We start from the raw sequence: 26,667 nt of genomic DNA on the forward strand, positions 1-26,667 counted from the left end.
GTTGAGCGCAGCGACACCTCCGGTAGGGTCTGCCTAGAGACGTCGATCCCGTAGGGATTGCAGCGGTCCACGCATCACCTCTCGGTGCCCGGCCCAAGATGTAAGTCCTGTGATTTCATCATCCAAAGAATTGAGGCCCATTCCCCGGGGCTAGGCTCCCCGGATCGAAGACCCGGCTCCATCGCAAGCAAATCCGTGTCCCAGCGGCTTTCTACGATGTCCAGCCATGAGCTCATCATCCATGAGAACCCTGATTTCCTGCCTTCTCCTTTCCCTTCTTTCCATCGCCCACGCCAGGTTCGCGCCCAGCTATACCTTCGAGGAACTGATGCAACGCTCCGATCTGGTGGTGATCATCGAGCATGAAAGCACCCGCCAAACGGATGAGCGCGACGAGGAACGCTACGGCAGCGGCCGTTTGACCACCGCCAAGATCCTCACCACGCTCAAAGGCGAGAGCAAGGAGACCAAGATTTCCATCCGCCACATCTACTACCCCAGAAATCCCAACTCACCCAACTCCGTCGAGTTCCCCGACACCAAGGAGCAGGTTCCTCTCTCAAGAGGAACCAAGACTACCTACGCCAATCCTCCCTGGCGTTATCTGGCATTTCTCAAGAAGGGGCCGGATGGAACCTACGTCCCTTCGGTCGATGCCTACGATTCCGCGCTCTGCTTCCTGAGCCTGGTTGACTCCGGCATCGTCGCTTGGTTGGCCGAGCCTCCGCCGAAGGCAGAGGACAAGGGAAAGTGAAGCTCTGGCGTAAGCAGACTACCTCTCGACCCGGATCGCCGTGGACCTTCCGTGCGCATCCAAGCCTTCGATCCGCGCGAACTCCTGCACCACCGGCAGTGACTTCCGCACCGCCTTCTTGTCGAGCTTCACGATGCTGGTGCGGCGCTGGAATTGATCCGCGCGCAGGCCGGAGAAGGAACGACCGCTGCCCCCGGTCGGCAAGGTGTGGCTCGGTCCGGCGAGGAAGTCGCCGACCGCCACTGGCGAGTCGTTGCCGAGATAGATCGCACCCGCGGTGCGGATCTGCGGCAGCCACTTCTTCTCCTCCGCGCAGATGAGGGACACGTGCTCCGCGGCGAAGTCATTCGAGATCTGCACCGCCTCGGCCATGCTCTTCACCTGCAAGAGGAAGGTCCCCTGCTTGAGCACCTCCTTGAGATACTTGGCGCGGCTCAAGGTCTGAAGTTGCTGGTCGATCGCCTTCACCACCTTGCCGAGCAGCGCCTTCGAGTCGGTCACGAAACCGATCACGCTATCGCCACCGTGCTCCGCCTGCGCGAGCAGGTCCGCGGCAATATAGTCGGCATTCCCGGTCTTGTCCGCGATGATCAGGATCTCGCTGGGTCCCGGCAACAGGTCGATCGACACCGCGCCGAAGAGCTGGCGCTTGGCCTCGACCACGAAGCGGTTGCCCGGTCCGAAGAGCCGGTCCACCGGACGCACGGTCTTGGTGCCCAGTGACAGCGCGGCAATCGCCTGCGCGCCACCGATCTTCAAAATCTCGGTCACGCCTGACGCCTTGAGCGCATAGAGCAGCTCGGGGTTGATCGTGCCATCCGCACCACAGGGCGTGGCCGCGATGATCTCCGGCACGCCGGCGGCACGGGCAAAGCCGGCCGTCATCAACGCGGTCGAGACCAGCGGAGCCTTGCCACCGGGCACATAGATACCCACGCGGTCGAAAGGCTGGAAGCGCTCCCCCACCCTCGCGCCTTCGGCATTGGTCATCGACCAATCCTTGCGCAGCCCGCGCTTCGCGAAGGCGGTGATGTTCTTCAAGCTCGCCGCCACTGCCTTGCGGGTGGACGGCGAGACCTTCACCGCGGCCAGTTCCTCCGCCGTGACGAAGAGCTGCTTCTCCTTCAGCACCGCATTGTCGAAGCGCTTGGCATAGGCCACCAGCGCCTTGTCCCCCTGCGAGGCCACTTCCGCGATGATCTCCGCCACCAGATCGCGCACGTCATGCGTCGGCAGCGCGCGGCGGTTCAGGCGCTTGACGAAGGACTCGTAGTCGGCGTCGCGATAGCTGAGGATCTTCATGAGAGGAAGCGGAAGTACGTCACTGATAGTACGGCTTGAGCATCAGGTAGCAGATCGGTCCCGTGACCGCCACGTAAAGCCACAGCGGAAAAACCCACTTGGCTAGCCGGCGGTGTGCGGAAAAGCGGTTCGTCCAAGCCGAGATGAAGGTGAAAAGGATGAAGGGCAAGCTGATCCCCGCCAGCGAAATGTGGGTGATCAGCAGGATCAGATAAACCGCCCGCTTGCCGCCGACTGCCGCCTTTTCCGCGGCGTCCACGATGCGGTCACCGTTCACGTCGCCGTAAAGCGTTTCACTCGTAGTGAAATGATAGGCCACGTAGCAGAGCAGGAAGAGCACCGAGAGCCCCATCGCCACCAGGATTGCCTTCCGGTGCAGGCTGATCTTGCCCTGCTTCACGGCGACCAGTGCCACCAGCAGCGAAACTGCCACCAGTGAGTTCAGCACGGCGTGCACCGGCGGCAGGAAGGCGAAGGACCAGCCCGCCGGCAACGGGATCTGCAGATTCGGCTGCCGCATCAGGCCGACCAAACCAAGCACCACCGCGGTGAGAATCCACGCGACGATCCCCAGCTTCTTCGACAGCGCTTCCTGCGGCGCGCGGGACAGCCACTCTTTCCTTTCGTCGCTCATCGCAGACATCCCACGCTTAGCGATTATCCCCCGCCACGGGCGCTCCGGCCGCTTCCTGCTGCACGGTATCGGCATCAGTATGCGCGGTCTCGTTCTTCTCAAGCTCCGCCTTGATGCGGTCCATCATATCTTTCTTGAGGCGCTCGTAGAGCTCCGGATCCTGCTTGCGCCCCTCATCGGAGGCCGCGTCGTAGAGCGGCCACTTGCCGATCACGTTCCACTCGCGATCCACCAGCATGATGCCCATGTCGTGCGCAAAGCGTCCATTCACCTGCTGGTCCACCGGATCCTTGCGCAGGCGCACGCCCATGAAACCAAGCTGCTTCTCCAGATAGTCATGCGTCTCCTTCTCATCCGGATGACTCATGAACCACCACTTCTCCGGATCGGCGCCCAAGACCTTCCCGTAATCCTGGAAAACCTCCCGAGTGTCGTTCTTCGGGTCCACCGAGATATTCACCATGTGGAAATCCGGGTGATCCTTGAAGGCGTGGTAAATCTCCGAGAGGTCCTTGCCATTGCGGATCCCGCAGTGCGGGCAGACCGCCAGGAACTCCGTGACCACCCACACCTTGCCCTTCAGGTCGGAAAGCTTCACTTCCTTGCCGGTCTGGTTCACGCCGCTGAGATCGTTCTTGATCTGGAAGAACTGCATCTCCTTCGGCGTGCCCACCTCCGTGAAATTCGGCACCGGTTGCTCCGGCACCTGCTTGCCGAGGTAGATCATCCCCCCGATGAAAGCGGCGGAGATCACGGCGACGCTGCCGTAGATCATGGCGATTTTACCGCGGTCGTTCATGGCTTGGTAACAGGTTTGGCGAGGAGGCCATCGATGACCTCCGTGAGCAGGTTCTCCAAATCGCGGGACACGCGGTTCGGGTCATCGGCGGGCGAGTGCTGGGCATCCCAGCTCGCCGCCTTTTCAAAGTTGAAGGGCGGATTGTTCCTCCGGGTCTCGCCCGCTTGGGTCGTGCCCTTGCGGATGTGGCGGTCGCGGTCGATCACCACCAGAGTCCCGTCATAGATCCATTCTCCGTCTTTGACATACGGGATGGTCTCCATCTTCAGGACGTTCTTCAGGAACTTGTGCACGCTTTCCTCGCGCGTCGCGGCCAGCCACCACTGCGGCAGCTCCGCGCCCAGTTCCTTGGCCTGGATGCCGAGCTTCTCGGGCGTCTCGTGATCGGGATCGATCGTCAGGCAGACGATGTGGAAATCGGGATTGCCCGCATAGTGCTTGGACAGCCGCTTGAGCACCTCGCGCGTCTGCGGCCAGCCCTCCGGCTTGCTGAAAAGCACCGGCGCGATCACATACACCTGCCCCTCCATGTCAGCCAGCGAGCCCTCGCTGCCGTCCTGCCGCCAGACCTTGAGGTTCTTCTCGATCCTGCCAACGTAAGATGGCGTGGCGTCCTTCGCGGCGTTTTTCGCAGCCTTGTTATAGGCCATCAGGATCAGCGCCCCGCCCAAAACGATGAGCGCGATCAGGATCAGCGCCGTATTCCGCAACTTGCGCGGATCACGCACGGCGGGTTCAAGCTTCTCGGCAGACGTACTCATGGGTGAGCAAAGGCGGCGGACCCTAGACTAGGCCCACGCGATGGCAAGCAATCCAAGCTCCAAGGGCAAATACAGCAGGGTGAAAAAGAAAAGCTGCCGGAACGAGGTCCGCAGGCCATCGCGCATGAAACGGATGCCCAGGGCCGCCATCAGGAGGCCCGCCAGAACCCCGCCACCGAGCGCGATATCGCCCTTCCAGCCGGGCGTCCAGCCCGCCAGCCAAGGCCAGACCGGGAGCGCCGCCAGCCCCAGCGCGAAAATCGCCGCCAGGAAGCCGCTCCGGCGCCCGCTCACGTCGCCGTCCGACCACATTTTATACCCGGCACCCTCGTATTCCTCCCGGCAGAGCCAGTTGATCGCCACGAAATGCGGGAGCTGCCACAGGAAGAGCAGCGAGAAAAGGAACCATGCCGGCCCATCCAGTTGCCCCCCGGCCGCCGTCCAGCCGATCATCGGCGGGATCGCCCCGGGGATCGCCCCCACCAGCGTATTGGTGCTGCTGAAGCGCTTCAGCGGCGTGTAGACGAAGACGTAAACCGCCACCGTGGCCGCAGCCAGCCAAGCTGGGACGGTGCCGACCTTCGCCGCAAGATGGATGATCCCGGCTGCGGAGAGGACCCAGCCGATCGCAAAGGCGACAAAAGGATCCATTCGCCGCGAGGGCAGCGGGCGGTTGGCCGTCCGCTTCATCCGCGCATCCAGATCCACTTCCATCACCTGATTGAAGGCCGCCGACCCGAAGGCCGCCGCGGCGGTCCCGAGCAAGGTTTGGAGCACCATCAGGAAATCGAAATGCCGCCCGCCGGAACGCGCCGCCAGCAGGAAGCCAAAGAAAGTCGTAATCAGGACGAAGACGTTTAGCCGCATCTTCGTCAGCACCAACAGGTCACGGCGCAGGCCGGGTGCTGCCTCAGCTTCCGCAACGGGACTCTCCGCCCCACCCGCCTCCGGCACGGCTGCAGGCGAGCTCGTCACCAGCGGGCCTGTTGGCGGCGGCGGTGGCGGGACTTCTTTGGGCAAATCGTCGTTCATCCGGAACGGCGGAAAGAGAGCGCCGAACGCCGAGCAAGGCACGGAAAATATCTAGCGGCGCTTTGCCCCGGGCCATGGCAGGCCGATTCCGCTCGGGGTGCCGCGAGCTTCGTTAGGCTCCCGGACGCTTCCGTCTCAGCAAGGAGCTGACACCTGTGAGCGACAATATGGCAAAAGACGATGCCTCCGGAACGGTATATTGGATCGCCAGCGTGGGGGCCGGGCCGCCGGGATAGTAGTGATCGCGGCTATAAAATTTCCTTCCATACCCAAATGAGTTCTGGCCGACAATGAATCCCGCATACCCATTGCCACCATTCACAAGTGCCTGGACAAAGGAAGTGACGTCAAAGTCGTCGGCGTATTTGCCACGATGGGCAGGTCGCCGAAATCCGACAGCGTGATTCGACAATCTTCGGCATATCCCGCAACGCTTTGGCCCGAGAACGGCCCGGGTTGCCGAGCGAGGCCTTCATTAGCGGTCATCTGGAGGATGAATGGTTAGATAAAGCGAGGCTCAGATATTTATGTAACCATTGTCTCGCTTCGAGACCATGGCATCATCACCCATTTGGTTCCACTACGGTGAACTGGCCTTTGTATCTCCTACGATCCGGGTCGGTGCGATGTAAAATCTACCTGATAATCAGGAAGCCATAAGTCGCCGACACAAATCTTGGCAAAGAGGTCCACGGTGCTAGGCTGGGCCCAAAATGAATATCGCTCCGAAATTTCCGGATTCGGCCTCTTCCCGGGGCGCTACGGTGGTTTCAGGAGCTTCTCTCAAACGTAAATTCCCAGCAGTCGCTGGAGTTCTACGGAGCTGGCTTGGTTTCATGGCCGCGCTGTCTTTTTGCTGCCTGATCCCATCGGCGGCGGGGCAGGTCCGCGCGCAGAAACGGATTGGCACCGCGGAGGAGTTTCTTTCGCCCACCTATCACCGGTATGCCACCAATGCCATAGGCGGTCTTACCGACGTAGGGGACGTTTATGCATACACCGCCTACGACTTGCCCCCGGGAGGGACCGGCATCACGGCTCTAGCGTGGCGCTGGACCCTCGATGACGGGGCCATCTACACGACGCCATCGGCAACCTACAGCACTCCCCTGTCAGCGCATGACCAGACCCCTTATCCTTATGCCAATGCCAGGCAGCATGGGATCGGGTTCTATTCCGTTGAGCCTGGCGGCCAGGCGCTGGCCTTTTCCTCGGACGACCGGACTGAGAGTCCCGGAGTGACGGGCCCTTTGAGCATGGACCCGATCACCACCAGTCGGACCACTGTCTGGACCGGCGGCCCGACAGGCTGGCTGTCTTTTGTAAATAACCCGGCATCCGCCTCCAATGGGCTGGAGTTTGACTTGGAAACCCACGACTATGACCGCATTTACCCCGGCGGGAATATTCTCGGGAACTCCCGGCGACAGCATGCGAAGGTCGTCAATTATGCGAGCAATGGCTCGTATTGGGAATGGCAGGCTCTCTCGCCGGTGCAACTGGTGGACTTCCTCTTGCCCTCCGCAGTCGGCACCCGCCAGTATTATGCGGGGCCTTCCGGCTACCCGGACGACCGGCTGATTGAGGCGGATATCAATCGGACCGGCAAAACCGTCGGCTTGGCGATGCGCTTGCTTCCTGACAATAGCGGGAAGCTGGAATGGAAGGGCGTCTATTGGCCAGTCCCGGGAAGTCCGTTTCTGATTGATCAGATCATCGGCATCCAAGCCTATCCGCAGCACATCACGGCTGCCGGGGAGATTTGCGGCGTTTTGCCTTCGCTCACCGGAGGTGTTGGCGGCGAGGGCAACCTGCGGGATGGTCGGCTCTTCGTCTGGCTGCCCAAAGCAAAATGGGGACTTCCCGCTGGACTCAACTGGCTCTCTCCCGCCGGAAGCCAGGCGCAATTTATCTGTGCGAACGACCGGGGCCTGCTCTTTTACCAGATCACCAGCCCCGCCGGGTCCACGGTGTATTACCAATGGTCGAGCGGGTCTCTGAGACAGTGGAGTTTCACTTCGACGACATGGTCGACCCTAATTCCGATCGGCCCTGTGAACAACAAGGGCGCGGTTGTCTGCGTGGGGCAGCGCGTGGATGACGGAACCGACGACTACGTGCTCAGCTACCCGGTGATCGATGTGGACCTTACCGTCGAACCCAAAGAGGTTGAAGTGGGAGATGAGTTTGAATTGGTCGCCACGGTGCAGAGCCGCTCCCAATACGATGTGCTGGGATTTGGGCAGACGGCCGTGCCAGAGATTTCCGGAGACCGGAATGCGACCATCAATGGCACTCCCACGCCCACTGCTCCGCGGACCCTGCCCGCAGGTGGCACGATGACGTACCGATGGCGGTGCCGAGCCACTCACTCTGGGGAGGCTCGCTTTTCCGCGGAACTCAAAGGGACGCCTTCCAATGACGCCACCACCGTCTACCGGACCCTCAACATGACTTCCGATGCGGTTACCATCAAGAAGCCGGAAATCATCGTCAACCTGGCCACGGATGAAGGCGATGCCGATGTGAGCGACGAGTGCGCCGATATCGATCTGCAAAAGACCGGGCGGCAGACCACGCTGCGGTCCGCCTTGCAATATGCCGCGACGACTCCGGCGGCCGACCGGGTCATCAAGTTTGACATTCCTGGCGGCACCGCACGCAGCGTGAAGATCCAATCGCCACTGCCGCAACTGCCGGACGAATGCGAAATCAATGGCAAGAACCCATCGGGTTCGATTACCGGGATCGATGGGAGCCTGCTGGCGAGGGGGCTGACCCTATTGACGGGCCAGTCAAAAAGCAAAGTGCGCAACCTTGCCTTCAATTCGCAGCCTTTGCGGAATAACACGGGCCTTTATTTTCTTGGTCCGGACAATGAGGTCACGGGCTGCCGCTTCGGTCAAAACGAGGACGGGGAACCGATATCACTGGATATCGCCATCCGTTGCGAGACCGGGCCCCAGCATCTCGGAGGAACGGGAGTTGGTGATGGCAATGAATTTCTCGACGGAACGTCGGGGATCATCCTCCAGCGGGCCGACCTCGGAGTGATCCATGGCATTGTCATTGAAGGCAACCATTTTGGCCGCAGCTCCCTTTCCTCAAAGTCAGGACCCGACAATGGAATCTTCCTGGGCAACGTGGCCGACTCCCGAATCGGCGGGCTGACAGTTAGTGCGCGCAACTACTTCATCGGATGCGGGAATGCGGGGATCGTGCTCGTCGGTCCCGGCGCGGCGGGAAATGATATTCAGGGCAATTGGTTTGGGCTCAAGGATGATGGCAACCTGCCCGATCTGGCAGCCTTCAATGGCAACGGTATCGGCCTTGGTTTCGGCGCGCATCACAACCGCATCGGAGGCTCCGGGGATTCCGCACGCAACATCATTTCCGGTTCGGAGGAGTGCGGGGTTGTTGTGACCCTCGGGGCACATGACAACATCATATCGGGAAACTGGATCGGTCTTAACAATTCCGGAGTGGGCGAGGGAGCGTCGAACAATGGCGTCGGGATCCAGCTCTTGGCCGGCTACAGCAACCGCATCGGCGGCTCTGGCACGGGCGAACGCAATGTCATCTCGGACAACCGGCTCACAGCCATCCAAGTGGGTCGCGATCCGAGGCAGACCTACAAAGATCCGGTCCAGAATCCTGGAAATGAGATCTGCCTGGATACCTCCATTCAGGGAAACTGGATCGGCACCGACCGTTCCGGCGCACAACCTGTGCCCAACGGCCGGAGTTGGAATGGCGGCGGCAGTGCGATCCAGGTGCTCAATTTCGCCAGCGGCACCGTCATCGGCGGCGAGGTACTTTCGAAGCGGAACGTGATCAGCGGAAACTTCGGCACCGGTATCGCTATAGCCGGAGACACGGGCACCACCACGGCGATCCTCGGCAACCGCATCGGCACTGCCGTGGACGGCCTTTCAGGGATTCCCAACCAGCAGGCAGGCATCGTGCTGCAAGGTTCATCTTCCATCACCATCGGCGGATTGAACCCGGGACAGGGCAACGAAATTGCCTATAACAAAGGACCAGGCATCGATTTCACGCGGATGAAAGCGCCGGCACCGGGCGTAATTCTGGCGGGCAATCTCATCTATGACAATGGCAGCTCCAAGAGCATTGTCCTGGCTTCAGGACACACGGCCAATGACGAGGGCGATGGAGATTCAGGACCAAACGGATTGCAGAATTGGCCGATACCGGTGGCGGCGGTCAATCAAGCATCCAACACGCTGATCGCCTTTGATCTCTCCAGTTTCGCCCGTGGAGTGCAGGTCCGCGTCGACGCCTACGCGGCCTCGGGAGGTGGCGGGAAATCCATCATCGGCACCAAGTCGGTCATCACCGGCTCCGATCCGGCGGATCGGTATGTGATCACGGGCACGCTTCAGTTTGCCGGAGCCCCAATCACACTGATGGCCACCACGCAGGATGGATCCTCCGAATTTTCTCCTTCCTTCAAGGTTGTATCAGGCTTGGATAGTGACGGCGATGGATTGCCGGATGCACTGGAAAGACAGGTGCCCATCACTTCCGGTAACGGTCCACGCGGTGTCCCTACCTTGGGCGACCGGAATGGCGACACCATCGCCGATGAAACCCAGGCCAATGTCGCATCGATCCAGGTGCCGGATGAAGGCGCGTGGATCACCATCGTTGCTCCCGCAGGCTTCCCGATCACGGGTGTTACCGGCCTCCGGAATATTGATGTGCCCAGCCTCCCGGCAGAAAATATGGTACAGCCAGGGGCCGTGCGGTTCACGCTGGGCGGAAACACCGGCATCTCCCAGCCCATGACATTGATCGTCCCGTCATGGGCCGAAAGCACCAAAATCTGGCTTCGCAATGGCGCGGCCTGGCAAGAACTCACCGGAGTGGTGGTGCAGCCTACCGGCAGCCTGACGGCCTTGGCCTTCACTCTGCCTCCCCGCGCTCCTGGCAGCCTCTGGCTGCTGGCAATCGGGCATGCCATTCCCAATCTTCCCCTACCCACACTTACCCTGCTGCCTCCCCAACTCCGGCCGGTCGAACGCGGCATCCCCACATCCTCCCTGAACCTGACTGGTGAGGGAGGCGCGGCCGATCCTCCCGTGTTAGACCTCGTGCAACCGCTTACCGTCAGCCGCCCTCCGGGTTCCAGCCTATGGACGCTGCAGACCTCTTCCGATATGATGGAATGGGAGAACATTCCATCTCCGGACCCGGCGGCGGCGGAATACCAACTGACCTGGCCACTGAACGCCGGTTCGAGGTTCTTCCGGTGGTTCGTGCCGTAAGGATTGATCCCGTGACCATATGGTCTGGATAATCTTTCGCACGCTGCCTTGGTCTCGCTCTGTGAGTGACTGGTCTTTTCGATTTCCGCGATGCCCGCGCAGATCACAACTCCCAGCTCAAGATCATAGGGGAGATATTCAAGAATCTGGCAGGGGTTAAGCCCTACCATTGCGAGGTGCCGGATTCTGATACGGGTTTCTTCCATACAAAAAGCCTCCCGGTCACCCGGGAGGCTTCTTGAAAGCAGGCGATGTTAGAACCGCGCGATTAGCGCAGCACCTTCATCTTACCGACACCGTAGACGGCGTCGTCGCCCAGCTCTTCCTCGATGCGGAGGAGCTGGTTGTATTTCGCGATTCTGTCCGAGCGGCTCATGGAGCCGGTCTTGATCTGGCCGCAGTTGGTGGCCACCGCGATGTCGGCGATGGTGTTGTCTTCGGTTTCACCGGAGCGGTGCGAGAGCACGGCGGTGTAGCCGTTCTCCTTGGCCATTTCCACGGCGTCGAAGGTCTCGGTCAGCGAACCGATCTGGTTCACCTTCACGAGGATCGAGTTGGCGGTCTGGGTGGTGATACCCTTCCAGAGGAACTCGACGTTGGTGACGAAGAGGTCGTCGCCGACGAGCTGGGTCTTGGCACCGAGCTTGTCGGTCAGGATCTTCCAGCCGGCCCAGTCGTTCTCCGCACAACCGTCTTCGATCGAGATGATCGGGTACTTGGCTTGCAGGCCGGCGTAGTAGGCGACGATTTCCTCGGCGCTCTTCACCGACTTGTCGGACTTTTTGAAGACGTAGGCGTTCTGCTTGGCATCCCAGAATTCGGATGCGGCGACGTCAAGCGCGATGGCGATGTCCTCGCCGAGCTTGTAGCCAGCCTTCTCGACCGCTTGGGCGATCACGGCGAGCGCGTCATCCGCAGAGGCGAGGTTCGGGGCGAAGCCGCCTTCGTCACCCACGGCGGTGGAAAGGCCACGGTCGTGTAGCACCTTCTTCAGCGAGTGGAAGATCTCCGCGCCATAGCGCAGGCCTTCGCGGAAGGTCGGCGCGCCGATCGGCATGATCATGAATTCCTGGAAGTCGATCGGGGCGTCCGAGTGGGCACCACCGTTGATGATGTTCATCATCGGCACCGGCAGGACCTTCGCGTTCGGGCCGCCGAGGTACTTGTAGAGCGGGATGTCGAGCTGGATTGCGGCGGCCTTGGCGGCAGCCATCGAGACGGCAAGGATCGCGTTGGCACCGATCGACGACTTGTTCTTGGTGCCGTCGATGGCGATCATCGCGGCGTCGATCGCGGCTTGCTCGGTGGCCTTCAGGCCGCAGAGCGCGGGGGCCAGCTTGCTGTTCACGTTGTCGACGGCGGTAAGCACGCCCTTGCCGAGGTAGCGGCCCTTGTCGCCGTCGCGGAGTTCGCAGGCTTCGTGCTCGCCGGTGGAAGCACCGCTGGGGACCGCGGCGCGGCCGACGGCACCGCCTTCAAGGTGAACGTCGACTTCGACGGTGGGATTACCGCGGGAGTCGATGACCTCGCGGCCGCGGATTTCAACGATGGTAGTGTAGTCCATATAGGGAGAAAAGTTCCAGATTCTAAGTAACGGGTTCGGCGGGTGCCGCGGCGGCGGGCCGGAAGATTGAAAGGCCAACCCGAAGTTTCAAATGCCAAAATCGACATGATGACTCCAGACTCCGGATTTCCGCGGCAATTCCTCGGAATCCGGAGTTTGGAAGGGGCGTATCCCCGCGGGAGATCTCAGGGATTCACCGCCACAATCGATTGCACCGTGTAGCTGTGCATGACCTCGGTCGCCGGGTCGCGGACCTGGACGCTGTCGCCCTGCTTCTTGTGGAGCAGCGCGGCACCGAGTTCGGAGAGGTAGGAAAGCTCGGCCTTCTCCGGATCGGAGTCCCAGGCACCCAGCACGGTGTAGGTGGCTTTCTTGCCCTCTTCGGTGACCAGCGCGACGATGGTGCCGACGTTCACCGCGGAAGTATCGGCGCCCTTGAAATCAGAGCCACGAGCGCGGGAGATGTCCCGTTGAAGCTCGGACTTGCGGTTGTTGAGATACTTCTGCTGATCCTTCGCCGACTTATACTCAAAGTTCTCGCGCAGATCGCCATACTCCTTGGCAATTTGGATATCCTTCGTATTCTGAGGGATACGGACCCGAATGATGTCGTCCAACTCGGCCTTCTTCCTCTCAAGGCTGGGCCATGAGACGAGCAGTTCCTGCTCCTTCTTGGCACCGTGACCGGCGACCAGCTCGCCGGTTTCCGGGCGCGCCTTGATCACCCGGGCGAGCAAAGACTTGCGGTCGAGATCGCTGAAGACCGGGCACTCCATCAGGCGGCGGCCGAAGTTGCGCGCCTCGTTGACGTCCATATGGGAGACGATGTCGCCTAGCAGATTCTTGTCTTCCGAAAGCAGGGTCTGCAGGCGGGTCGTCTTGCGCGGACCGTCGCTGAGATGGTCGGTTTCCAGCAGATTCAGGGTGCAGGCACCCACTTCGCCACTGAAGACATTGGCAGCTGCGCCATTGCGCTCGCGGCAGACCCAGATCAGCGCGTCGGTGCCGAGCGAACGGCGGGCCAGCGCGGACACGAGATGGGCCTCGAGCCTCTCGACCTTGCCCTTTTCGTCCAGCAACTTGGCGATCTCCGCGACCCCGCGGGAGCCCACCTTGTCGAAGATGTGCGTAAGAACGTCCACCCAGCGGTCGCCGAAGGCGGTGGGAAATTGCTCGTAGATGGCCCGCTGGCGGCCGGCAGAAAGCGCGGTCAGGGCATCCGACAGGCGATTTTCCTCCGAAGCCAACAGATCCGACAGCCGCAGCGATTCGGGCGGCAGCTCGATATCCTTGAAGGCCTTGATCAGCTCGTCGCGGGCGGAAAGTAGCTCCAAGGCTGGCCCAAGCGCGATCCGCACACTCTTGGCGGCAGAATCATTGATCCCCGAAAGCAAGCGCTGAAGGGCCTGCGGATTCTGTTTGAAGAGAGCTAGATCAACCGTGATCGCCTCCAGCGCCTTCGACATCGTCTTCAGGTCACGGGCTTGTTCGAAGTCCCCGACCAGCGCATCGGCCGGACTCAGGTCACCGGCGCGCAAGGACAGCGGCTCAGTGCGGCGGGTCGGCACGATCACGCGCTTGCTGTCACGCAGCGCGCGCTTGGCCGCGTCCCACCACTTGCGGAAATCATTCGCGGGCACCACGGCTCCAGTCAATTCGCGCTCCAGCGCGTCCACCGACATGGTGCCGCCGTGGCTCTCCAGCAGGTGGATCACCAGACCGACCGAGTCGGACTTCGCCAGGGCCCGCAGTTCTTCGAGTTGTTCGACCTTCTTGGCGCGGAAGTCACCGGCATCGAGAGGTTCGGTTCGCTGGATCGCGAACTGCAGGTCCATCACCTGGCCGCTGCTTTGTTCGAAGTCGATGGTGACCTTCTTGCCGGGTAGATCCCACTCCACGATCTTACCCGCCCCCCATGCCTTGTGCAGACAGAATTTTCCGGGGGCGAGTTGGTCGAGACGCCCCGCGACGGCTTGATTGATTCTTCCGGCGTCGAGCAGTTTCGCCAAATCAGGATGCATGCCGGGGAAAAATGAGAAGCGGGGCCGAAAAACGCAAGGCCCTTCCCGACCATTTCCTCACTTGTCGCCAATGTCTTGGCGAACTGGCAGCGACCGCGGGCGTGGCAAGCGGGAGTTATTCTCCCTTACCACATGAGTCAGACCGCGTTCCAGAGCCTCAACACGGGCCTGCCAGACGTCGGGAACCAAGAAGCCTCCCCTTTCGTCGCGGACCAAGCCTTCGTAAATCAGGGATCCGGAGTCCGAGACGATCCTTACTTCCGAGACGCCGCCGGCCTGCCAGAGGATCGCCTTGCCATCGGGCCTTTCGATCTCCGCGTGATCCTTACGGATCACCTTCATCGGCATATCCAGTTCCCCGTCCTTCGAGCGGGCAGAACCCAAGGCGAGGGTGTAGGCGCGCAATTCGTCGGGGAAGGCTCCCGCCACTACCGGCACGTCGAGGGCCTTGCCCGAACGGTAAATGCCGAGTTTCACCTCCTCCCCCTCTTGGTGGAGCTGAAGGAGAGTCAGGAACTGGGCCTTGTTGGCGAGCCACTGGTCGCCGATCTTCCAAAGGATGTCATTGGGCTTCACGCCCGCCTTGCCGTAGGGCCCTTCCGCCTCGACCGAGGTCACCAGGAAGCCGAATCCACGCGGCAGCTCCGGGACTTGGGCGCGGACCGCCTCATTCAGATCCCCCATCGCGAGGCCGAGCCCCTTGGTATCCGGACCGGAGCTGGCGACTACAGGCAGCTTGGCCTCTTCTTCCGGGGTATCATGCCCTTCGCCACGGCAGGTGACGACCACTTCGTAATCGGTTTTGAGATCCCGCACCCGGGCCTGATTGACGAAGGTGCTCGCCAAGGAAAGCACACCCGGCTCCTCCATCGGGGCGATCGGATTCGGAGAAACCGCCAGCGGGCCCAACACCGGACCTCTTTCGCCCGGTTGCGGCCCCGACGGAATCTGGAAGGCCATAGCCAGCACGGCAGCGGCACCCACCCCCAGCCCACCGATCCAGCCCCAAGGGAGGCGGCGGCTTGCGGGCATTTCCATTTCCAGCAGCGGGGCATTTCCCGCGGCCAGGTTGTCGATCAGGTCGTCCAGCGAGCGCTGGCCCTTCTCGCTGATAGCGGAGGGGACTAGAGCGGCGAGGGCCTTTTCGATATCCTCAGGCGATTCCATGTCGTTCTTCCTTCAATCGGCGCATGTCTTGCGCCAGTTGTTCGAGCGCGTAGCGGTAGCGCGACGCGGCAGTGTTCTGGGAGATGGCGAGGGCTTCGGAAATCTGTGCGAACGTGAGACCACCCCAGATCTTCATGGTGACCACTTCGCGGAGCTTCGGGCTGAGTTTCTGGACGGCATCGCGCAGGCGCACGGCGTCCTCGTCGTCCTCCACCGCCGGGTCCAGCCAGACGTCGGTGAAGTCATTCAGGTAGATGATGGATTCCTCCCGCTTGCGGCGGCGGCTTTCCGACCGGTGGTGGTTCAGGCCGCAGAAACGGATGGTGGAGAAGGCCAGCGGCAGGTCGGGGACTCCCCCGCCCTTGTCCTGCTGGTAGTTCCAGAGCCGCAGGACCGCCTCTTGGACCAAGTCCTCGGCATCTTCCCGACTTGGGGCCCAGCCGCGAGCAAACAGGAGAAGCCGGGGACCGAACTCGGCCAACCAAGCTTTCCATGCCGCGGAGTTACAGACCTTCATCCGGTGAGAAAATGCCTTCCCGGCGCTCGTTTGTCTCCAAAATCTTCAATCACCCGCCCCTTTACGCCGGGCCGATCCCATCTATCCTCTACCGGCACCGGGGGAATACGCCTCGCGACTGCCCGCTCCCACCGTCATGAAACGCCGTAACCTGCTCGCCCTGTTATTCTTGCTCCCCACCATCGCGTCCTGCGAACCCGAGAAAACCATGTCTGAAGACGCCAAGAAGCCTGCCCCGATGCCTAAAGTCCCCGAAGGAGCCGAGACCATCACCCTCGGCGCCGGCTGTTTCTGGTGCGTGGAGGCCGCCTTCAAGCAGCTCGACGGCGTCTATTCCGCGACATCCGGCTACATGGGCGGCACCACCGCAAATCCCACCTACGAGCAGGTCTGTGGGGGCTCGACCGGCCATGCCGAGGTGGTACAGGTGGTCTTCGACCCCAAGAAGGTCACTGGCGAGAAGGTTCTCGGCTGGTTCTGGGAACTGCACGACCCGACTAGCCTGAACAAGCAGGGTGCCGACGAGGGCACCCAGTACCGCTCCGCAATTTTCTACCACACCGACGCCCAGAAGACTCTCGCCGAAGCCTCCAAAAAAGCGGCCCAAGAGCACTTCGAAAAGCCGATCGTAACCGAGATCGTGAAGGCTGGGACTTTTTACCCGGCAGAGAACTACCACCAGGACTTCTACTTCCTGAACAAGAACAAGAACGGCTACTGCCGGATGGTGATCGAGCCGAAGCTCAAGAAGCTAAAGCTGGATCACTGAGCTTGCCAGCTCTGGCGCTCCCGGATTTCCAAGCAGGCGGCTCGATTCGAGCCGCCTGTCTCATTTGATATTTGAGCTTTCGCGGCTGCGATTTCACCTTTCGTGCATGTCCAAGTACGCCGGTGAGCAAGTCCTAGTCGTCCCCCGCCCCCTTTTCGAGGTGATCGGCTCCTTCCAGGGGATCCGCACCCACGGCGTGGAGGAGGCCATGGCGAAGCTGCTGGACCCGGAAAACCACTTCTTCATGGACCGCGCGACGGCCGAGGCGGACCCGACCCACAAGCAACTCATTCCCTACTGCTTGATCCGTTGCGGGACCTCGATCCTGACCTACACCCGCGGCAAGTCCGGCGGCGAAGACCGTCTGCACGCGCAGCGCTCGGTGGGCGTGGGCGGTCACATCAACCCGGTGGACACTGGCAACGGCCGGACCGGTCCGGATGCCTACCAAGCCGCGGTCGAGCGCGAGCTGGATGAAGAATTGATTTTCGATACCGCCCACACCAATCGGATCGCCGCTCTCTTGAACGACGACAGCAACGAGGTGGGTCGGGTGCATCTCGGGATCGTCCATGTGATCGACGTGGAGAACACCCGCATCAGCGCGCGCGAGGATGCCTTGGCGAACCTGGAGTTCATCGAGCTCGCCGAACTTCAGGGACCACTGCTGCCCCACTTGGAGACCTGGTCGCAGCATGTGATCCGGGACATCGCGAATTTGTGAGGCATCAAGGCTGCTCCGCGAGATTCGAGGCCCGCTGATAGTTCGCGCGGAAGATCTCCGAAAGCCGGGTCATCTCCCGGCCCGCCGCCACGGTGTCCTTCTTCGTGAAGAGCGGTACGATCTCGTTCATGAGGTGCTCGTAGCTTAGCGATGAGACATCGGAAAAGGCCACGAGCGCGGCGCGATCTGCGTCACCTCCGCCGCCGCGGTTCATGGCGAGCCACGCGGCCCTGAGTTCCTCGTGGGGGTCCATGCACATGGCGCGGAAGGTGGCGGTAATGGCAGGCAGGGCCCCGCGGGTCAGCTCCTCCCGATAGACGAAGTCCGCAGCTCCCTCAAAGGGCATGGCATCGTGATCGGAGAAGCGCTGGAGATTCTCCGGGGTATAGAGATCCCGTCTCACCGGCAGGCGGCGGAGGGCGACGTGCTGCGGGCCGCCGGGTTCGCCGGGCCGGAGGTTCCAGAGCAGCTGCCCTTCATCGGAAAGGCAGAAGCGGACGAACTCCTGGGCGATATCCGCATGCGGCGCGCCCTTGAGCACCGCAACGGGATCCACGCTGACAGAACCACCACCCTTCGGGGCGACCCAACGGAAGCGAGGACCGGTCCGGGAACTACGCAGCTTTTCCTCGAATGAGCGGCCATAGTAATCGATGCAGACTCCCGCAGCCGCATCCCCTTGGGCAACATCGTAGGGCACCCGGTTGGCGGAGTCCGTGAAGTAGCGGGTATTCGCCGCGAGCTTCTGGAGCAGCTTGAGGCTGCGCTGCCAACCTTCCTCGCGGGCAACGGGGTTGTCGCCCCGTTCGCGGAGCACACGCTGCATCTGCTCCTGGATGATCATCTCCAGTACCCGAGCCACGGATCCGCTCTTGGTGGGATCGGCGAAGGCAACTTGGCCTGCATAGGCGGGATTCGCGAGATCTTCCCAGCGCTCCGGCGGCTGAACTCCCAGCCCTTCCAGCACACCGGGATTGTAACAAATCCCGAGCTGGAACAGGCAAACCCCGACCCAAGTACGGCCTTCATCGTAGTATCGTTCCCCGGTGAATGTCTTCGGGATTACTTCTTCCCGGAACCACGAGGGGTTTGACGCAAAGACATCCAGGACTTCCAGCCGCTCGCGCGAGGACTGGAGAAGAAACTCCGGAGTTCCGCCTCCAAAAAGGACGTCGATTCCGGCCTCTTGCTTGCCGAGGGCTGCGGAAGCGGCGTAGGCGCTATCAAGCACCTTGCGGATATCCGCCGCCCCGCCGGGAGTCCGCCAATCGATGTAGAGGGTGCGACCGGTCTGCTTCTTCCAATGCCGCGCGAAGGCTGCGCCGAACTCCGCACGGATGGTATTCGTGTGGGGAGTGATGACCACCAGGCGGTCATCGCTATTCCCCGCCCCTGCCCCGCTACTCTTGCGCTGCAAGAGGATGGGTCCGGTAACCACCGCCACCAGCAGCAGGAGGATGAAGGCGAGGCGGCGCATGCCGAGGGACATGCCACGAGAGCAGGAAACTTTCAACGGCTCCGCATCCACTGCCGCGGAAGAACTTCGCAGTGACAAAAACGCCAACAAGTGTGGCCGGTCTCGCCATGGAGAAATTCGCCCGTCCTACAGAGTATTCTTGGAATGAATCCGGGAGGCGACAGCTCGACCGTGGCCCTCACCTTCGGGTCCACGGCCCCGGGCGCTATTTCCGCTGACCAGGGCATCGCGCGGATCCTCGGGAGATTTCACGATGCGAATGATCCTCACGTGCTGGTGGTGGCCCACCGCGGCGGCTATCTGTCGGAACGCGGGGAGATCCTGCCGGAAAACTCGATGCCCGCGATCGAGCGATCGATCGCAGGAGGGGCGGAGATTCTGGAGATCGATGTGCGACCTACCCGGGACGGGCATCTGGTACTGATGCATGACAAGACGGTAACCCGCACCACCACCGGTCGCGGAGCGGTGGCATCCCTCAGCTTGACCGAGATCCGGGCCCTACACCTGCGTGACGCCGATGGCGTAGCCACCAGCCTGCGGGTTCCCACCTTTGCCGAGGTGATGCTGCGGGCTAAAGGCGAGGTAATGGTCAATCTGGACAAGCTGGATTTTACGAATCCTGCGGTACTGGGCGAAGCCATCCGGGTGCTCCAAGACACTGACACACTAGACCATGCGCTCTTCAAGGGCTCCGCCCCCGCGAGTGCCGTGAAGGAGGCACTCAGTTCCCGCCCCGAGATCATCCACTACATGCCGGTATTCACGGACACTACAGACAAGATGGTGCTGTCCGTCATGGAGACCCTGCGACCTCCAGCGGTGGAGCTGATTTTTTCCAAGGCCTCGACGCCCATGCTCGGTCCCGAGGTCCTGGCCAAGGCCCGGCAATATGGCTGCCGGATTTGGGTGAACTCGCTGTGGCCACACCTCAACGGCGGGCACCATGACGCCATGGCGATCCGCGGGAATCCGGACTTGGCCTGGGGCTGGATCATCGGCAAGGGTGCCAAAATCATCCAGACGGACTATCCGGCGGAGCTGGCGGCTTATCTCCAGCGCTTGGGCAAGCAGGGCCAGCAAGGGTGACGGAATCGTTGGATTCGCGGGATCTGCAAACTTGCGCGGACATCTAGGGACGTTAGGCTGGAAACGGGTCCTACGACCCTGACCCTATCGGCATGGCTGCCCATTCCCCCGCCCCCTCGTCTGCTCCTGCCGTGGCTCTCGCGCTGGGACGCAGGACCTATCCGCGGCTGGGGATGCGCCGTGGGGTGGAGCGCTTCATCCGCGAGCACGCGCCAGCCTGGACGCTGATCCGCAAGACGAACTACACCCATCTGGATTGGCACGAGGCGATGGAATCGCAGCCGGATGCGCTGCTCGGTTTCTTCGAGGAAGCCGGGCAATTCGAATGGGTGAAGGGACGGCCGGGACTGGTCGCGGTGAATATGCACCGGGTTCCCGGCTGCGTGGGTATCCCCGAGGTGCTGGTCGATGACATCGAAGTCGGACGGGAGGCGGCGCGCCACTTGATGGCAAAGGGTTTCCTGAAATTCGGCTACTGCACCCATCTGCCCGACAAGGGATTCTCGATCGACCGACTGGAAGGCTTCCGGAGCGAACTGGAGAAGGCGGGGTCCACGGTGAAATTGCTGGAAATGGAGTTCAGCGATCCGCCGCGCTGCCCGGGCTTGCAGGCGTGGGTCAGCAAGTCGGACGAGACCCGGCCCGCGGTCTTTTGCTGCGACGATGCCTGCGCGACACTCCTGATCACGTGCTGCCGGGACAGCGATCTGCAAGTGCCCGGCGATCTGGCGGTGCTGGGCGCGGGAGACGATGACTTCCACGTAGAGAATGACAGCGTTACCCTGTCCTCGGTGCGCATCGACTTCGCAGGAGTGGGTTACCAAGCGGCGGCTCTCTTGACCGTCCTGATGGCTGGGAAAGCGGCCCCGGAGGAAGCTCTCCGGATTCCGCCACAAGGAATCTCCGAGCGCTCCAGCACCGCGAGCGGGCCAGAGCCCCCGGCACTGCGCCGCCTCTTCCGCCTGCTAGAAGAGCGGCATGCCGATCCGCATTTCAATCCGGAGGTGGCCGCGAGCCTCTGCCATGTGTCTGCCCGCACGCTGCGCCGCTACCTTCAAGAGAGCGGTCGGCCCTCGCTGGTGGAGCTACTTCGAGAGCGGCGACTGGAGACGGCTATGCAACGGCTTCTGGTGACGGACGAGCCTGTGGAGCGGGTCGCGGAGCATGCGGGATTCCTCGACTACACCACCTTCTTCAGAGCCTTCCGCAAGCGCTACGGGGTGAGTCCAACCGACCAGAGGCGGGAGGCCGCCCGGCGCCGGGCCGCGGCGGAATAGCGCGGGGTGTCCGCGATTGCATGATTCCGCGGCCAGTGCCGCCATTCTCGGGAGATGGGCAAGGGCTAGCGTGCGCAGGCCACCGGCGAGCTTCCGCACTGCCGGTCCGCTTCCCCAAGAAACCATGAAAGCCCTACCCGCGATCGCCGTGCTCGGCGGACTCCAATTCCTCGCCTCCCCCACGGCGCTAGCCGCCGGCCAAATCGTCTACGCCTTCTCTCCGGGAGACTTGGCGCAGTGGACCCAAGTCACGATCCCCGGCGGCAACAGCCTCGACCGCCGCTTCTACGCCACCAGTAGTAATTTCGGCAACCGCATCACTTGGGGCGATCCCAACGGTAACATCGGCGGTCTGGTGGTGACTTCCGCGGACAACATCGACTCCCGCGACGGTGCTCACAATACCGCGGTGCTGCGCTCGCCCACCTTCACGCTCAACGGCACGAATCCCGCCGCGGATCTCGGGACCCTCGCCCCCACCGAGATCAGCTTCAAGCTGCTCGCCGGGATGGGCTCAACGACGGGTCCGGCCAGTTTCTCAAGTCTGCCGGCAGTTTCGGTGAACAACGTGAACAATGTCGCGTGGGTGGGCGTGGCCCTGCACCGGGTGACGGACGATGCCTACCTCAAGTGGGGCCGCCGGACTTCGACCGCGCAAGGCAATGCCTGGGAAACGGTCACATGGAACGCAGCCGCGCTATCGGCTGCGGTGGCCAGTGATCCTCCGGGCACCCTCTACACGCTGGACCTGATCGACGCAGCACATGGCTCATGGGGCTGGCTCGCGATGGACTCGCTCACGATGATCGATGCGAACACTCTGGTGAATGTCTCGGTCAAGCCGCTGGACACCGTGGGCGCGGAGAGCGGAGCCGACCAGAATCTCTCGGTCCGCTTCAGCCGCACCGGCAATGTCACTCCGGCGCTGGCCGTGAACTTCACGCTGCAAGGCACGGCGGCTGAGTCCGCCGATTTCGATGCGCTGCCGAACTACGTGGGACCCGACTATGTGGTGAACTTCCCCGCCGGGGTGAGCTCAGTGGATGTACCGCTGCACATCATCCCGAATTCAGACCCGCAGTTGGACCGCTTCGTCCGCTTCAAGATCCTTGAGTCTAACAACTACTCCATCGCCGGTGCCACCGCCGACCTGTATATCCAGGATCTGCCTGCTCCGGGCTGCATGATCGCCGTGAGCGGACCGCTCAGCACCGGCAACTACCTGCCGATCCCGAATCCCTTTACGGAAGGCGCGGCGGGCAGCCTGTTCTTCTACGGCGAGGCGACTTACTCCGCTGGCTATCTGACACTCGGCATCCGCGGGGTGCCGCAGGACAACTCGGTCAATGGTGGCGTCGATATCGGCCGGAACAATGCCTCGGCGGGCGCGGCGATCTTCGACTATCTCGACAACAAGGGTGGTGCGAGTGCCACGGCACGCGCTCCGGGCAGCCCCGAGATCGGGATCCAGCCCGGGATCCGCTGCACCCTGATCGGCGAGATCGAAATGCACGCGGACAAGACCGGAACCCTGCGCGGCTGGGTCTGGGACGGGACCAACGGCACGCTCGACTACTCGGCTCCAAACATCGTGACCACCTTCTCCAGCGGCTTCACCGGGCTGGGCGAGCAGATCTACCTGCGACTCGATGCGGTCGGCAACCCGGGCAATACTTGGACCAACGCCCGCGCGGCATGGGTGGAAGGATCGGACCCGGTGGCCCGGGAAGCGGCCTTCCATGCGCTCGATCCCGCGCGGCCCTTCCTCTACGTCGATTCACCGGCTGGCGCCGGGGAGTATGGCCCGAACCAGCAGCTGGTGTTCAATGTCTTCCGCTCCGGTGCACCGGATGGAGCCTTGGAAGTCCCGCTGCAATTCTCCGGCACGGCCTCTGCGGCAGATTTCACCGCAGCGTTTCCGACCTCAGCCTCCTTCGCCAGCGGCCAATCCTCGGTCCAGTTCGGGCTGCCGATCGCGAGCGACTCAATCTACGAGGGCAACGAAAGCCTCGGCGTGGATCTGCAGAATACGACGCAGTGGCTGCTGCCCCTGACGGCATCCCCGGCGGGAACGGTGAACGATCGCCCTTTCCAAGGTTGGATGGCCACCTACCTGCCCGGAAACACAGGCGGCGCTGAGGATGATGCTGATCATGACTTCAGCCCGAACATCCTCGAATACTTCTCCGGAAGCTTGCCGAGCGATCCCCTCAGCCGGACCTTCGTCCAGCTCGCACCGGGGCAGAACACGACGCTGCGCTTCCAGCGCGATCCCCGCGCCAGCGATGTGGTGAAGCGGGTACTGTGGTCCACGGATCTGACGACTTGGCATGAGTCCGGGGAATCGGAGGGAGCTCTCAACGTCACCATCACGGAAACCGTGGCAGGAGTCTCGGAAAGCGGAATCGAGACGGTGGATTCCGCGGCCAGCTTCACCGGTGGCACTCCGCAGCGGATCTTCCTGCGTCTCTCCGTGGACCTATCTCCTGCAAATACGGTCTCACTCGTTAAATAAGGTCAGCGAGCGAATCCTAGCGGGACTTGACCCGGAGCCCGGCAGGGCTCCGGGTCAAGATCCGCACAGCTCCGAACCGACAGGACATCGGCACAATCGATCAAGCTCGGGAGAAGATCATCAAAGGCTCGTCATTGGCATAACTCTAGGCACCACCTAGCGGAGTAAAGCCAGCACAGAATCTTGTCGCATCCGGCGTTAGATTCCGCTATCGCGACTGGTGATGAAGACTGCCTTCCACAAGCTCAGGACTCAATTCCGCGATGTCTCGCCGAAACAGGGGCAAGCGGTCGGCAATCTTCATCGCTGGCTTGAAGAGCACGCCGCGGATGTGGCCGCGACCAAACCGGCGGCGGAGTTCAATGGCACGATGCTGCAGGGCTTTCACTGGTATACCGACGGCGACGGACAGCACTGGAAGCGGCTCGCGGAACTTGCTCCTTCTCTGGCAGCGGCGCACTTCACCGGGATCTGGTTTCCGCCAGCCTCCAAGGCCATGGGCGGGACCAATGATGTCGGTTACGGGATCTACGATCTCTTCGATCTCGGTGAATTTGTCCAAGGCGCGAACCCGAAGCCGGGCGGCGAGACGCGGACCAAGTACGGGACCCGTGAGGAATACATCGCCGCGGTCCACGCCTGCCGCGAGCACGGCATCGAGGTATATGCCGACGTCGTCTTCAACCACAAGATGGGCGGCGAGTTCGAGGAAGAGTATGAGGCCATCCCCTTCGACCCCGCGGACCGCAACCGCGCCCTGGACGGGGTCAACCTGATCAAGTCCTATACCGGCTTCGATTTCCCGGATCGCAAGGGCAAGTATTCGACGATGAAGTGGCGCTGGCAGCACTTCGGATCCGTGGATTACAACAGCCTGCGGCCGGAGTTCCGGGCGATATGGAGGAAGAAGGACAAGCCCTTCGACGAGGAGGTAGACCTTGAGAACGGCAACTACGACTTCCTGATGGGCTGCGACCTGGACGTGGATCATCCGGAGGTCCGCGGCGAACTGAAGTATTGGGGCAAGTGGATGCTGGATACCGCGCCGATCTGCGGCTTCCGGCTGGATGCGATCAAGCACATCGAGAGCGACTTCTTCGAGGAATGGCTGGACGAATTGGAAACCTCCTCGGGGCGGGATCTCTTCTGCGTAGGCGAGTATTGGACCCCGCGCATCGACACGCTGGTCTGGTATATCGGGAACACCGGCGGCCAACTGAATCTCTTCGACGCGCCGCTGCAACAGCACTTCCACTTGGCGAGCCAAGCCGGCGGCAACTTCGACATGGGACGGATCCTCGATGGAACCCTGATGAAGGAGTCGCCCATGCATGCGGTGACGCTGGTGGAGAATCACGACACCCAACCGTTGCAGGCGCTGGAAGCGGTGGTCGACCCCTGGTTCAAGCCGCTGGCCTACGCGATCATCCTCCTACGCTCCGAGGGCTACCCCTGTGTTTTCTGGGCCGACTACTTCGGCGCGGACTACACCGGCAAGGGCCGCGACGGGAATGATTACCACATCGTGCTGGCGAGCCATAAGCGGATCATCGATCTGCTGATGCTCGCCCGCTGGCACTTCGCGCACGGCCCGCAGTACAGCTATCTCGACCACTTCAACACGATCGGCTGGACCCGACTCGGGACCGAGCAGCATCCACATGCCATGGCCGTGATCCTGAGCGACGGCCCCGAAGGCAGCAAGTGGATGGAGGTCGGCAAGCGGGACACGGACTTCATGGACATCACCGGGCATGTGAGCGGCAAGATCCGGAGTAATGGGGATGGATGGGCCGAGTTCCGCTGCAATGGCGGATCCGTATCGGTCTGGGTGGAGGATCACGCGGAGCTGGCGGGGATGATCGCCGCTTTGCCCGGAGATTGAGCGAGTCGGCATTCCCGGCTACCAGCGTCCTCTGAGCAAGCGTTGCTGAATGACAGCAAGAACCTGATCTCGTTCCGGAAATCCGACCTGCAAAAGAAAGGCGTCCAAAGTTGAGAGCACGGTGTTGCCCTCTTGCGGCACGAAAATCCACCCCCGGATGCGGTTTCCCTCCACTAGGAGATTCCCGTCGACCACAATCGCATGCTCGAAGATACGACCTTGGAACCCATAGCGCCGGCCTAGCTCGAAAACCGAATTGGAATCGAATTTCCCGGTCGTCCCGACCAAAGGATTGGCCGCGATCCTATCCTTGATCTCCTCGCCGCTGGTCTCGTGATCCAGAATCAAATGGAAACGAGCCGCGTGCATGAGCTGACTGGGTGTCGTGACATCGGAACTGGAAATATTCGGCGCAATCCCGACCGTCTTCCAGAGATCAATCACATCGATGGCGTGATGGGTGCCGATCACTGGATCGAGATGCCGGGCGACCACGCTCGCCGCAACCAAGCGCTGGTGAGCACCAATATCCTCACAGCGGCGCACGACCACCGTGTCGCCTTCGATCAAGCGTTCGAGGTTTTCTCCCGCGAAAGTCTTGAGGACCGCCGCCGTGCCATGGGTATTGCAGGAAACGATCTGGACGAACCTAGCCCCTCTAACAGCCGCGGTATTGATCCCCGTCATGAAAGGGATGCCAAATCCCTTCTCGCTTCCCTGTGCACAGGCACCGATCAGACGCGGCAGACGCTCGTAGTAATGCTTGAGGGAAAGTGCGGTTCCGTTCTCCGCGCAGTCAAAGACGTAGTCCACATGGGATTCGATCTCGGACAGGAGAGTCATTCCTGCGATCCGCTCCCTAGAACAAAGGACCGCGCCGCGCTCCCGCAGGATATCGAGATCAGGAAGTTGCCAGGGCTGCAGGCGATTCTTGAGCACCCACAGGGTCCCAATCCCCAACAGGTCGCGATATTCCAGCAGAAGGTTAATGAGTGTACTCGCAATGTTTCCGGTCCCAACCACTAGAATATTCATGAATCTCCGCAAAGGCGACGCCCACTCCCACATCCCCGAACGAGAACATGATGAAGT

Annotated in this window: 19 protein-coding genes; 8 read left to right on the forward strand and 11 right to left on the reverse strand. The window is 61.8% G+C overall.

Annotation, left to right across the window (positions count from 1 at the left end):
• Positions 1 to 241: 241 nt before the first annotated feature.
• Positions 242 to 754: a hypothetical protein gene (locus BV071_RS04090; protein ID WP_035602619.1), complete on the forward strand. Its 513-nt coding sequence runs from the start codon at positions 242 to 244 to the stop codon at positions 752 to 754.
• 18 nt (positions 755 to 772) lie between these two features.
• Here BV071_RS04090 and hisD read toward each other — a convergent pair whose 3' ends face one another.
• From hisD to cyoE, 5 genes are read right to left on the reverse strand one after another with little or no spacing between them, the layout of a single operon-like run.
• The gene (gene hisD, locus BV071_RS04095; protein ID WP_035602621.1) at positions 773 to 2,056 is read right to left on the reverse strand and encodes a histidinol dehydrogenase; all 1,284 of its coding nucleotides are present in this window, start codon (positions 2,054 to 2,056) and stop codon (positions 773 to 775) included.
• Between the two features lie 19 nt (positions 2,057 to 2,075).
• Entirely contained in the window at positions 2,076 to 2,690 is a 615-nt protein-coding gene (locus BV071_RS04100; protein WP_052572869.1) for a DUF420 domain-containing protein, read from the reverse strand.
• Between the two features lie 16 nt (positions 2,691 to 2,706).
• A complete protein-coding gene (locus tag BV071_RS32470; RefSeq protein ID WP_052572870.1) occupies positions 2,707 to 3,489 on the reverse strand; it encodes an SCO family protein in 783 nt (260 codons plus the stop codon).
• Complete coding sequence (locus BV071_RS04110; RefSeq protein WP_035602624.1) at positions 3,486 to 4,250, reverse strand: hypothetical protein; 765 nt, start codon at positions 4,248 to 4,250, stop codon at positions 3,486 to 3,488. Before BV071_RS04110 ends, BV071_RS32470 begins: the two co-directional genes overlap by 4 nt.
• 27 nt (positions 4,251 to 4,277) lie before the next feature.
• On the reverse strand, positions 4,278 to 5,282 hold the full coding sequence (cyoE, locus tag BV071_RS04115; protein WP_081885777.1) for a heme o synthase: 1,005 nt from the start codon (positions 5,280 to 5,282) through the stop codon (positions 4,278 to 4,280).
• Positions 5,283 to 6,118: 836 nt separating this feature from the next.
• Here cyoE and BV071_RS04120 point away from each other — a divergent pair.
• Entirely contained in the window at positions 6,119 to 10,570 is a 4,452-nt protein-coding gene (locus BV071_RS04120) for a hypothetical protein (RefSeq protein WP_035602627.1), read from the forward strand.
• Between the two features lie 268 nt (positions 10,571 to 10,838).
• Here BV071_RS04120 and eno read toward each other — a convergent pair whose 3' ends face one another.
• From eno to BV071_RS04140, 4 genes are all read right to left on the reverse strand, one after another.
• The gene (gene eno / locus BV071_RS04125) at positions 10,839 to 12,134 is read right to left on the reverse strand and encodes a phosphopyruvate hydratase (RefSeq protein WP_035602630.1); all 1,296 of its coding nucleotides are present in this window, start codon (positions 12,132 to 12,134) and stop codon (positions 10,839 to 10,841) included.
• 185 nt (positions 12,135 to 12,319) lie between these two features.
• Positions 12,320 to 14,155 (reverse strand): GreA/GreB family elongation factor, encoded by a 1,836-nt coding sequence (locus BV071_RS32475; protein ID WP_052572871.1) that lies wholly within the window; start codon positions 14,153 to 14,155, stop codon positions 12,320 to 12,322.
• A gap of 57 nt (positions 14,156 to 14,212) precedes the next feature.
• Complete coding sequence (locus BV071_RS04135; protein WP_035602634.1) at positions 14,213 to 15,322, reverse strand: PDZ domain-containing protein; 1,110 nt, start codon at positions 15,320 to 15,322, stop codon at positions 14,213 to 14,215.
• On the reverse strand, positions 15,309 to 15,839 hold the full coding sequence (locus tag BV071_RS04140; RefSeq protein ID WP_035602637.1) for a sigma-70 family RNA polymerase sigma factor: 531 nt from the start codon (positions 15,837 to 15,839) through the stop codon (positions 15,309 to 15,311). Before BV071_RS04140 ends, BV071_RS04135 begins: the two co-directional genes overlap by 14 nt.
• Positions 15,840 to 16,077: 238 nt before the next feature.
• On the opposite strand from BV071_RS04140, the gene msrA reads away from it, so the two are divergent.
• Positions 16,078 to 16,608: a peptide-methionine (S)-S-oxide reductase MsrA gene (gene msrA / locus BV071_RS04145; protein ID WP_343123398.1), complete on the forward strand. Its 531-nt coding sequence runs from the start codon at positions 16,078 to 16,080 to the stop codon at positions 16,606 to 16,608.
• 106 nt (positions 16,609 to 16,714) lie between these two features.
• The gene (locus tag BV071_RS04150) at positions 16,715 to 17,332 is read left to right on the forward strand and encodes a hypothetical protein (protein ID WP_035602641.1); all 618 of its coding nucleotides are present in this window, start codon (positions 16,715 to 16,717) and stop codon (positions 17,330 to 17,332) included.
• Between the two features lie 4 nt (positions 17,333 to 17,336).
• Here BV071_RS04150 and BV071_RS04155 read toward each other — a convergent pair whose 3' ends face one another.
• The gene (locus BV071_RS04155; RefSeq protein ID WP_052572872.1) at positions 17,337 to 18,821 is read right to left on the reverse strand and encodes an extracellular solute-binding protein; all 1,485 of its coding nucleotides are present in this window, start codon (positions 18,819 to 18,821) and stop codon (positions 17,337 to 17,339) included.
• A gap of 132 nt (positions 18,822 to 18,953) precedes the next feature.
• On the opposite strand from BV071_RS04155, the gene BV071_RS04160 reads away from it, so the two are divergent.
• The 4 genes from BV071_RS04160 to BV071_RS04175 all read left to right on the forward strand — a co-directional run bounded on the left by BV071_RS04160 (position 18,954) and on the right by BV071_RS04175 (position 25,575).
• Positions 18,954 to 19,898, forward strand: coding sequence for a glycerophosphodiester phosphodiesterase family protein (locus tag BV071_RS04160; protein ID WP_052572873.1), 945 nt, complete (start codon positions 18,954 to 18,956; stop codon positions 19,896 to 19,898).
• A 92-nt stretch (positions 19,899 to 19,990) separates the two neighbouring features.
• Positions 19,991 to 21,175, forward strand: a complete 1,185-nt coding sequence (locus tag BV071_RS04165) for a substrate-binding domain-containing protein (protein ID WP_081885778.1) — start codon at positions 19,991 to 19,993, stop codon at positions 21,173 to 21,175.
• 124 nt (positions 21,176 to 21,299) lie between these two features.
• Positions 21,300 to 23,690, forward strand: coding sequence for a hypothetical protein (locus tag BV071_RS04170; protein ID WP_035602645.1), 2,391 nt, complete (start codon positions 21,300 to 21,302; stop codon positions 23,688 to 23,690).
• Between the two features lie 370 nt (positions 23,691 to 24,060).
• Positions 24,061 to 25,575 carry an alpha-amylase gene (locus tag BV071_RS04175; protein ID WP_035602947.1) on the forward strand — a complete coding sequence of 505 codons (1,515 nt, stop codon included), beginning with the start codon at positions 24,061 to 24,063 and terminating at the stop codon, positions 25,573 to 25,575.
• Positions 25,576 to 25,593: 18 nt separating this feature from the next.
• On the opposite strand, the gene BV071_RS04180 is transcribed toward BV071_RS04175, so the two are convergent.
• Positions 25,594 to 26,643, reverse strand: coding sequence for a hypothetical protein (locus BV071_RS04180; protein ID WP_035602647.1), 1,050 nt, complete (start codon positions 26,641 to 26,643; stop codon positions 25,594 to 25,596).
• Between the last annotated feature and the right edge of the window lie 24 nt (positions 26,644 to 26,667).

It is taken from the genome of Haloferula sp. BvORR071 (assembly GCF_000739615.1).
Lineage (GTDB): Bacteria > Verrucomicrobiota > Verrucomicrobiia > Verrucomicrobiales > Akkermansiaceae > Haloferula.

Coding starts and splice junctions, on each gene's coding strand:
- cyoE (WP_081885777.1), bottom strand. CDS start 5,282: ATGAACGACGATTTGCCCAAAGAAGTCCCGCCACCGCCGCCGCCAACA.
- eno (WP_035602630.1), bottom strand. CDS start 12,134: ATGGACTACACTACCATCGTTGAAATCCGCGGCCGCGAGGTCATCGAC.
- BV071_RS32470 (WP_052572870.1), bottom strand. CDS start 3,489: ATGAACGACCGCGGTAAAATCGCCATGATCTACGGCAGCGTCGCCGTG.
- BV071_RS04160 (WP_052572873.1), top strand. CDS start 18,954: ATGAATCCGGGAGGCGACAGCTCGACCGTGGCCCTCACCTTCGGGTCC.
- BV071_RS04170 (WP_035602645.1), top strand. CDS start 21,300: ATGAAAGCCCTACCCGCGATCGCCGTGCTCGGCGGACTCCAATTCCTC.
- BV071_RS04100 (WP_052572869.1), bottom strand. CDS start 2,690: ATGAGCGACGAAAGGAAAGAGTGGCTGTCCCGCGCGCCGCAGGAAGCG.
- BV071_RS04165 (WP_081885778.1), top strand. CDS start 19,991: ATGGCTGCCCATTCCCCCGCCCCCTCGTCTGCTCCTGCCGTGGCTCTC.
- hisD (WP_035602621.1), bottom strand. CDS start 2,056: ATGAAGATCCTCAGCTATCGCGACGCCGACTACGAGTCCTTCGTCAAG.
- BV071_RS04090 (WP_035602619.1), top strand. CDS start 242: ATGAGAACCCTGATTTCCTGCCTTCTCCTTTCCCTTCTTTCCATCGCC.
- BV071_RS04180 (WP_035602647.1), bottom strand. CDS start 26,643: ATGTGGGAGTGGGCGTCGCCTTTGCGGAGATTCATGAATATTCTAGTG.
- BV071_RS04135 (WP_035602634.1), bottom strand. CDS start 15,322: ATGGAATCGCCTGAGGATATCGAAAAGGCCCTCGCCGCTCTAGTCCCC.
- BV071_RS04175 (WP_035602947.1), top strand. CDS start 24,061: ATGCTGCAGGGCTTTCACTGGTATACCGACGGCGACGGACAGCACTGG.
- BV071_RS04155 (WP_052572872.1), bottom strand. CDS start 18,821: ATGTCCCTCGGCATGCGCCGCCTCGCCTTCATCCTCCTGCTGCTGGTG.
- BV071_RS04150 (WP_035602641.1), top strand. CDS start 16,715: ATGTCCAAGTACGCCGGTGAGCAAGTCCTAGTCGTCCCCCGCCCCCTT.
- msrA (WP_343123398.1), top strand. CDS start 16,078: ATGCCTAAAGTCCCCGAAGGAGCCGAGACCATCACCCTCGGCGCCGGC.
- BV071_RS04140 (WP_035602637.1), bottom strand. CDS start 15,839: ATGAAGGTCTGTAACTCCGCGGCATGGAAAGCTTGGTTGGCCGAGTTC.
- BV071_RS32475 (WP_052572871.1), bottom strand. CDS start 14,155: ATGCATCCTGATTTGGCGAAACTGCTCGACGCCGGAAGAATCAATCAA.
- BV071_RS04120 (WP_035602627.1), top strand. CDS start 6,119: ATGGCCGCGCTGTCTTTTTGCTGCCTGATCCCATCGGCGGCGGGGCAG.
- BV071_RS04110 (WP_035602624.1), bottom strand. CDS start 4,250: ATGAGTACGTCTGCCGAGAAGCTTGAACCCGCCGTGCGTGATCCGCGC.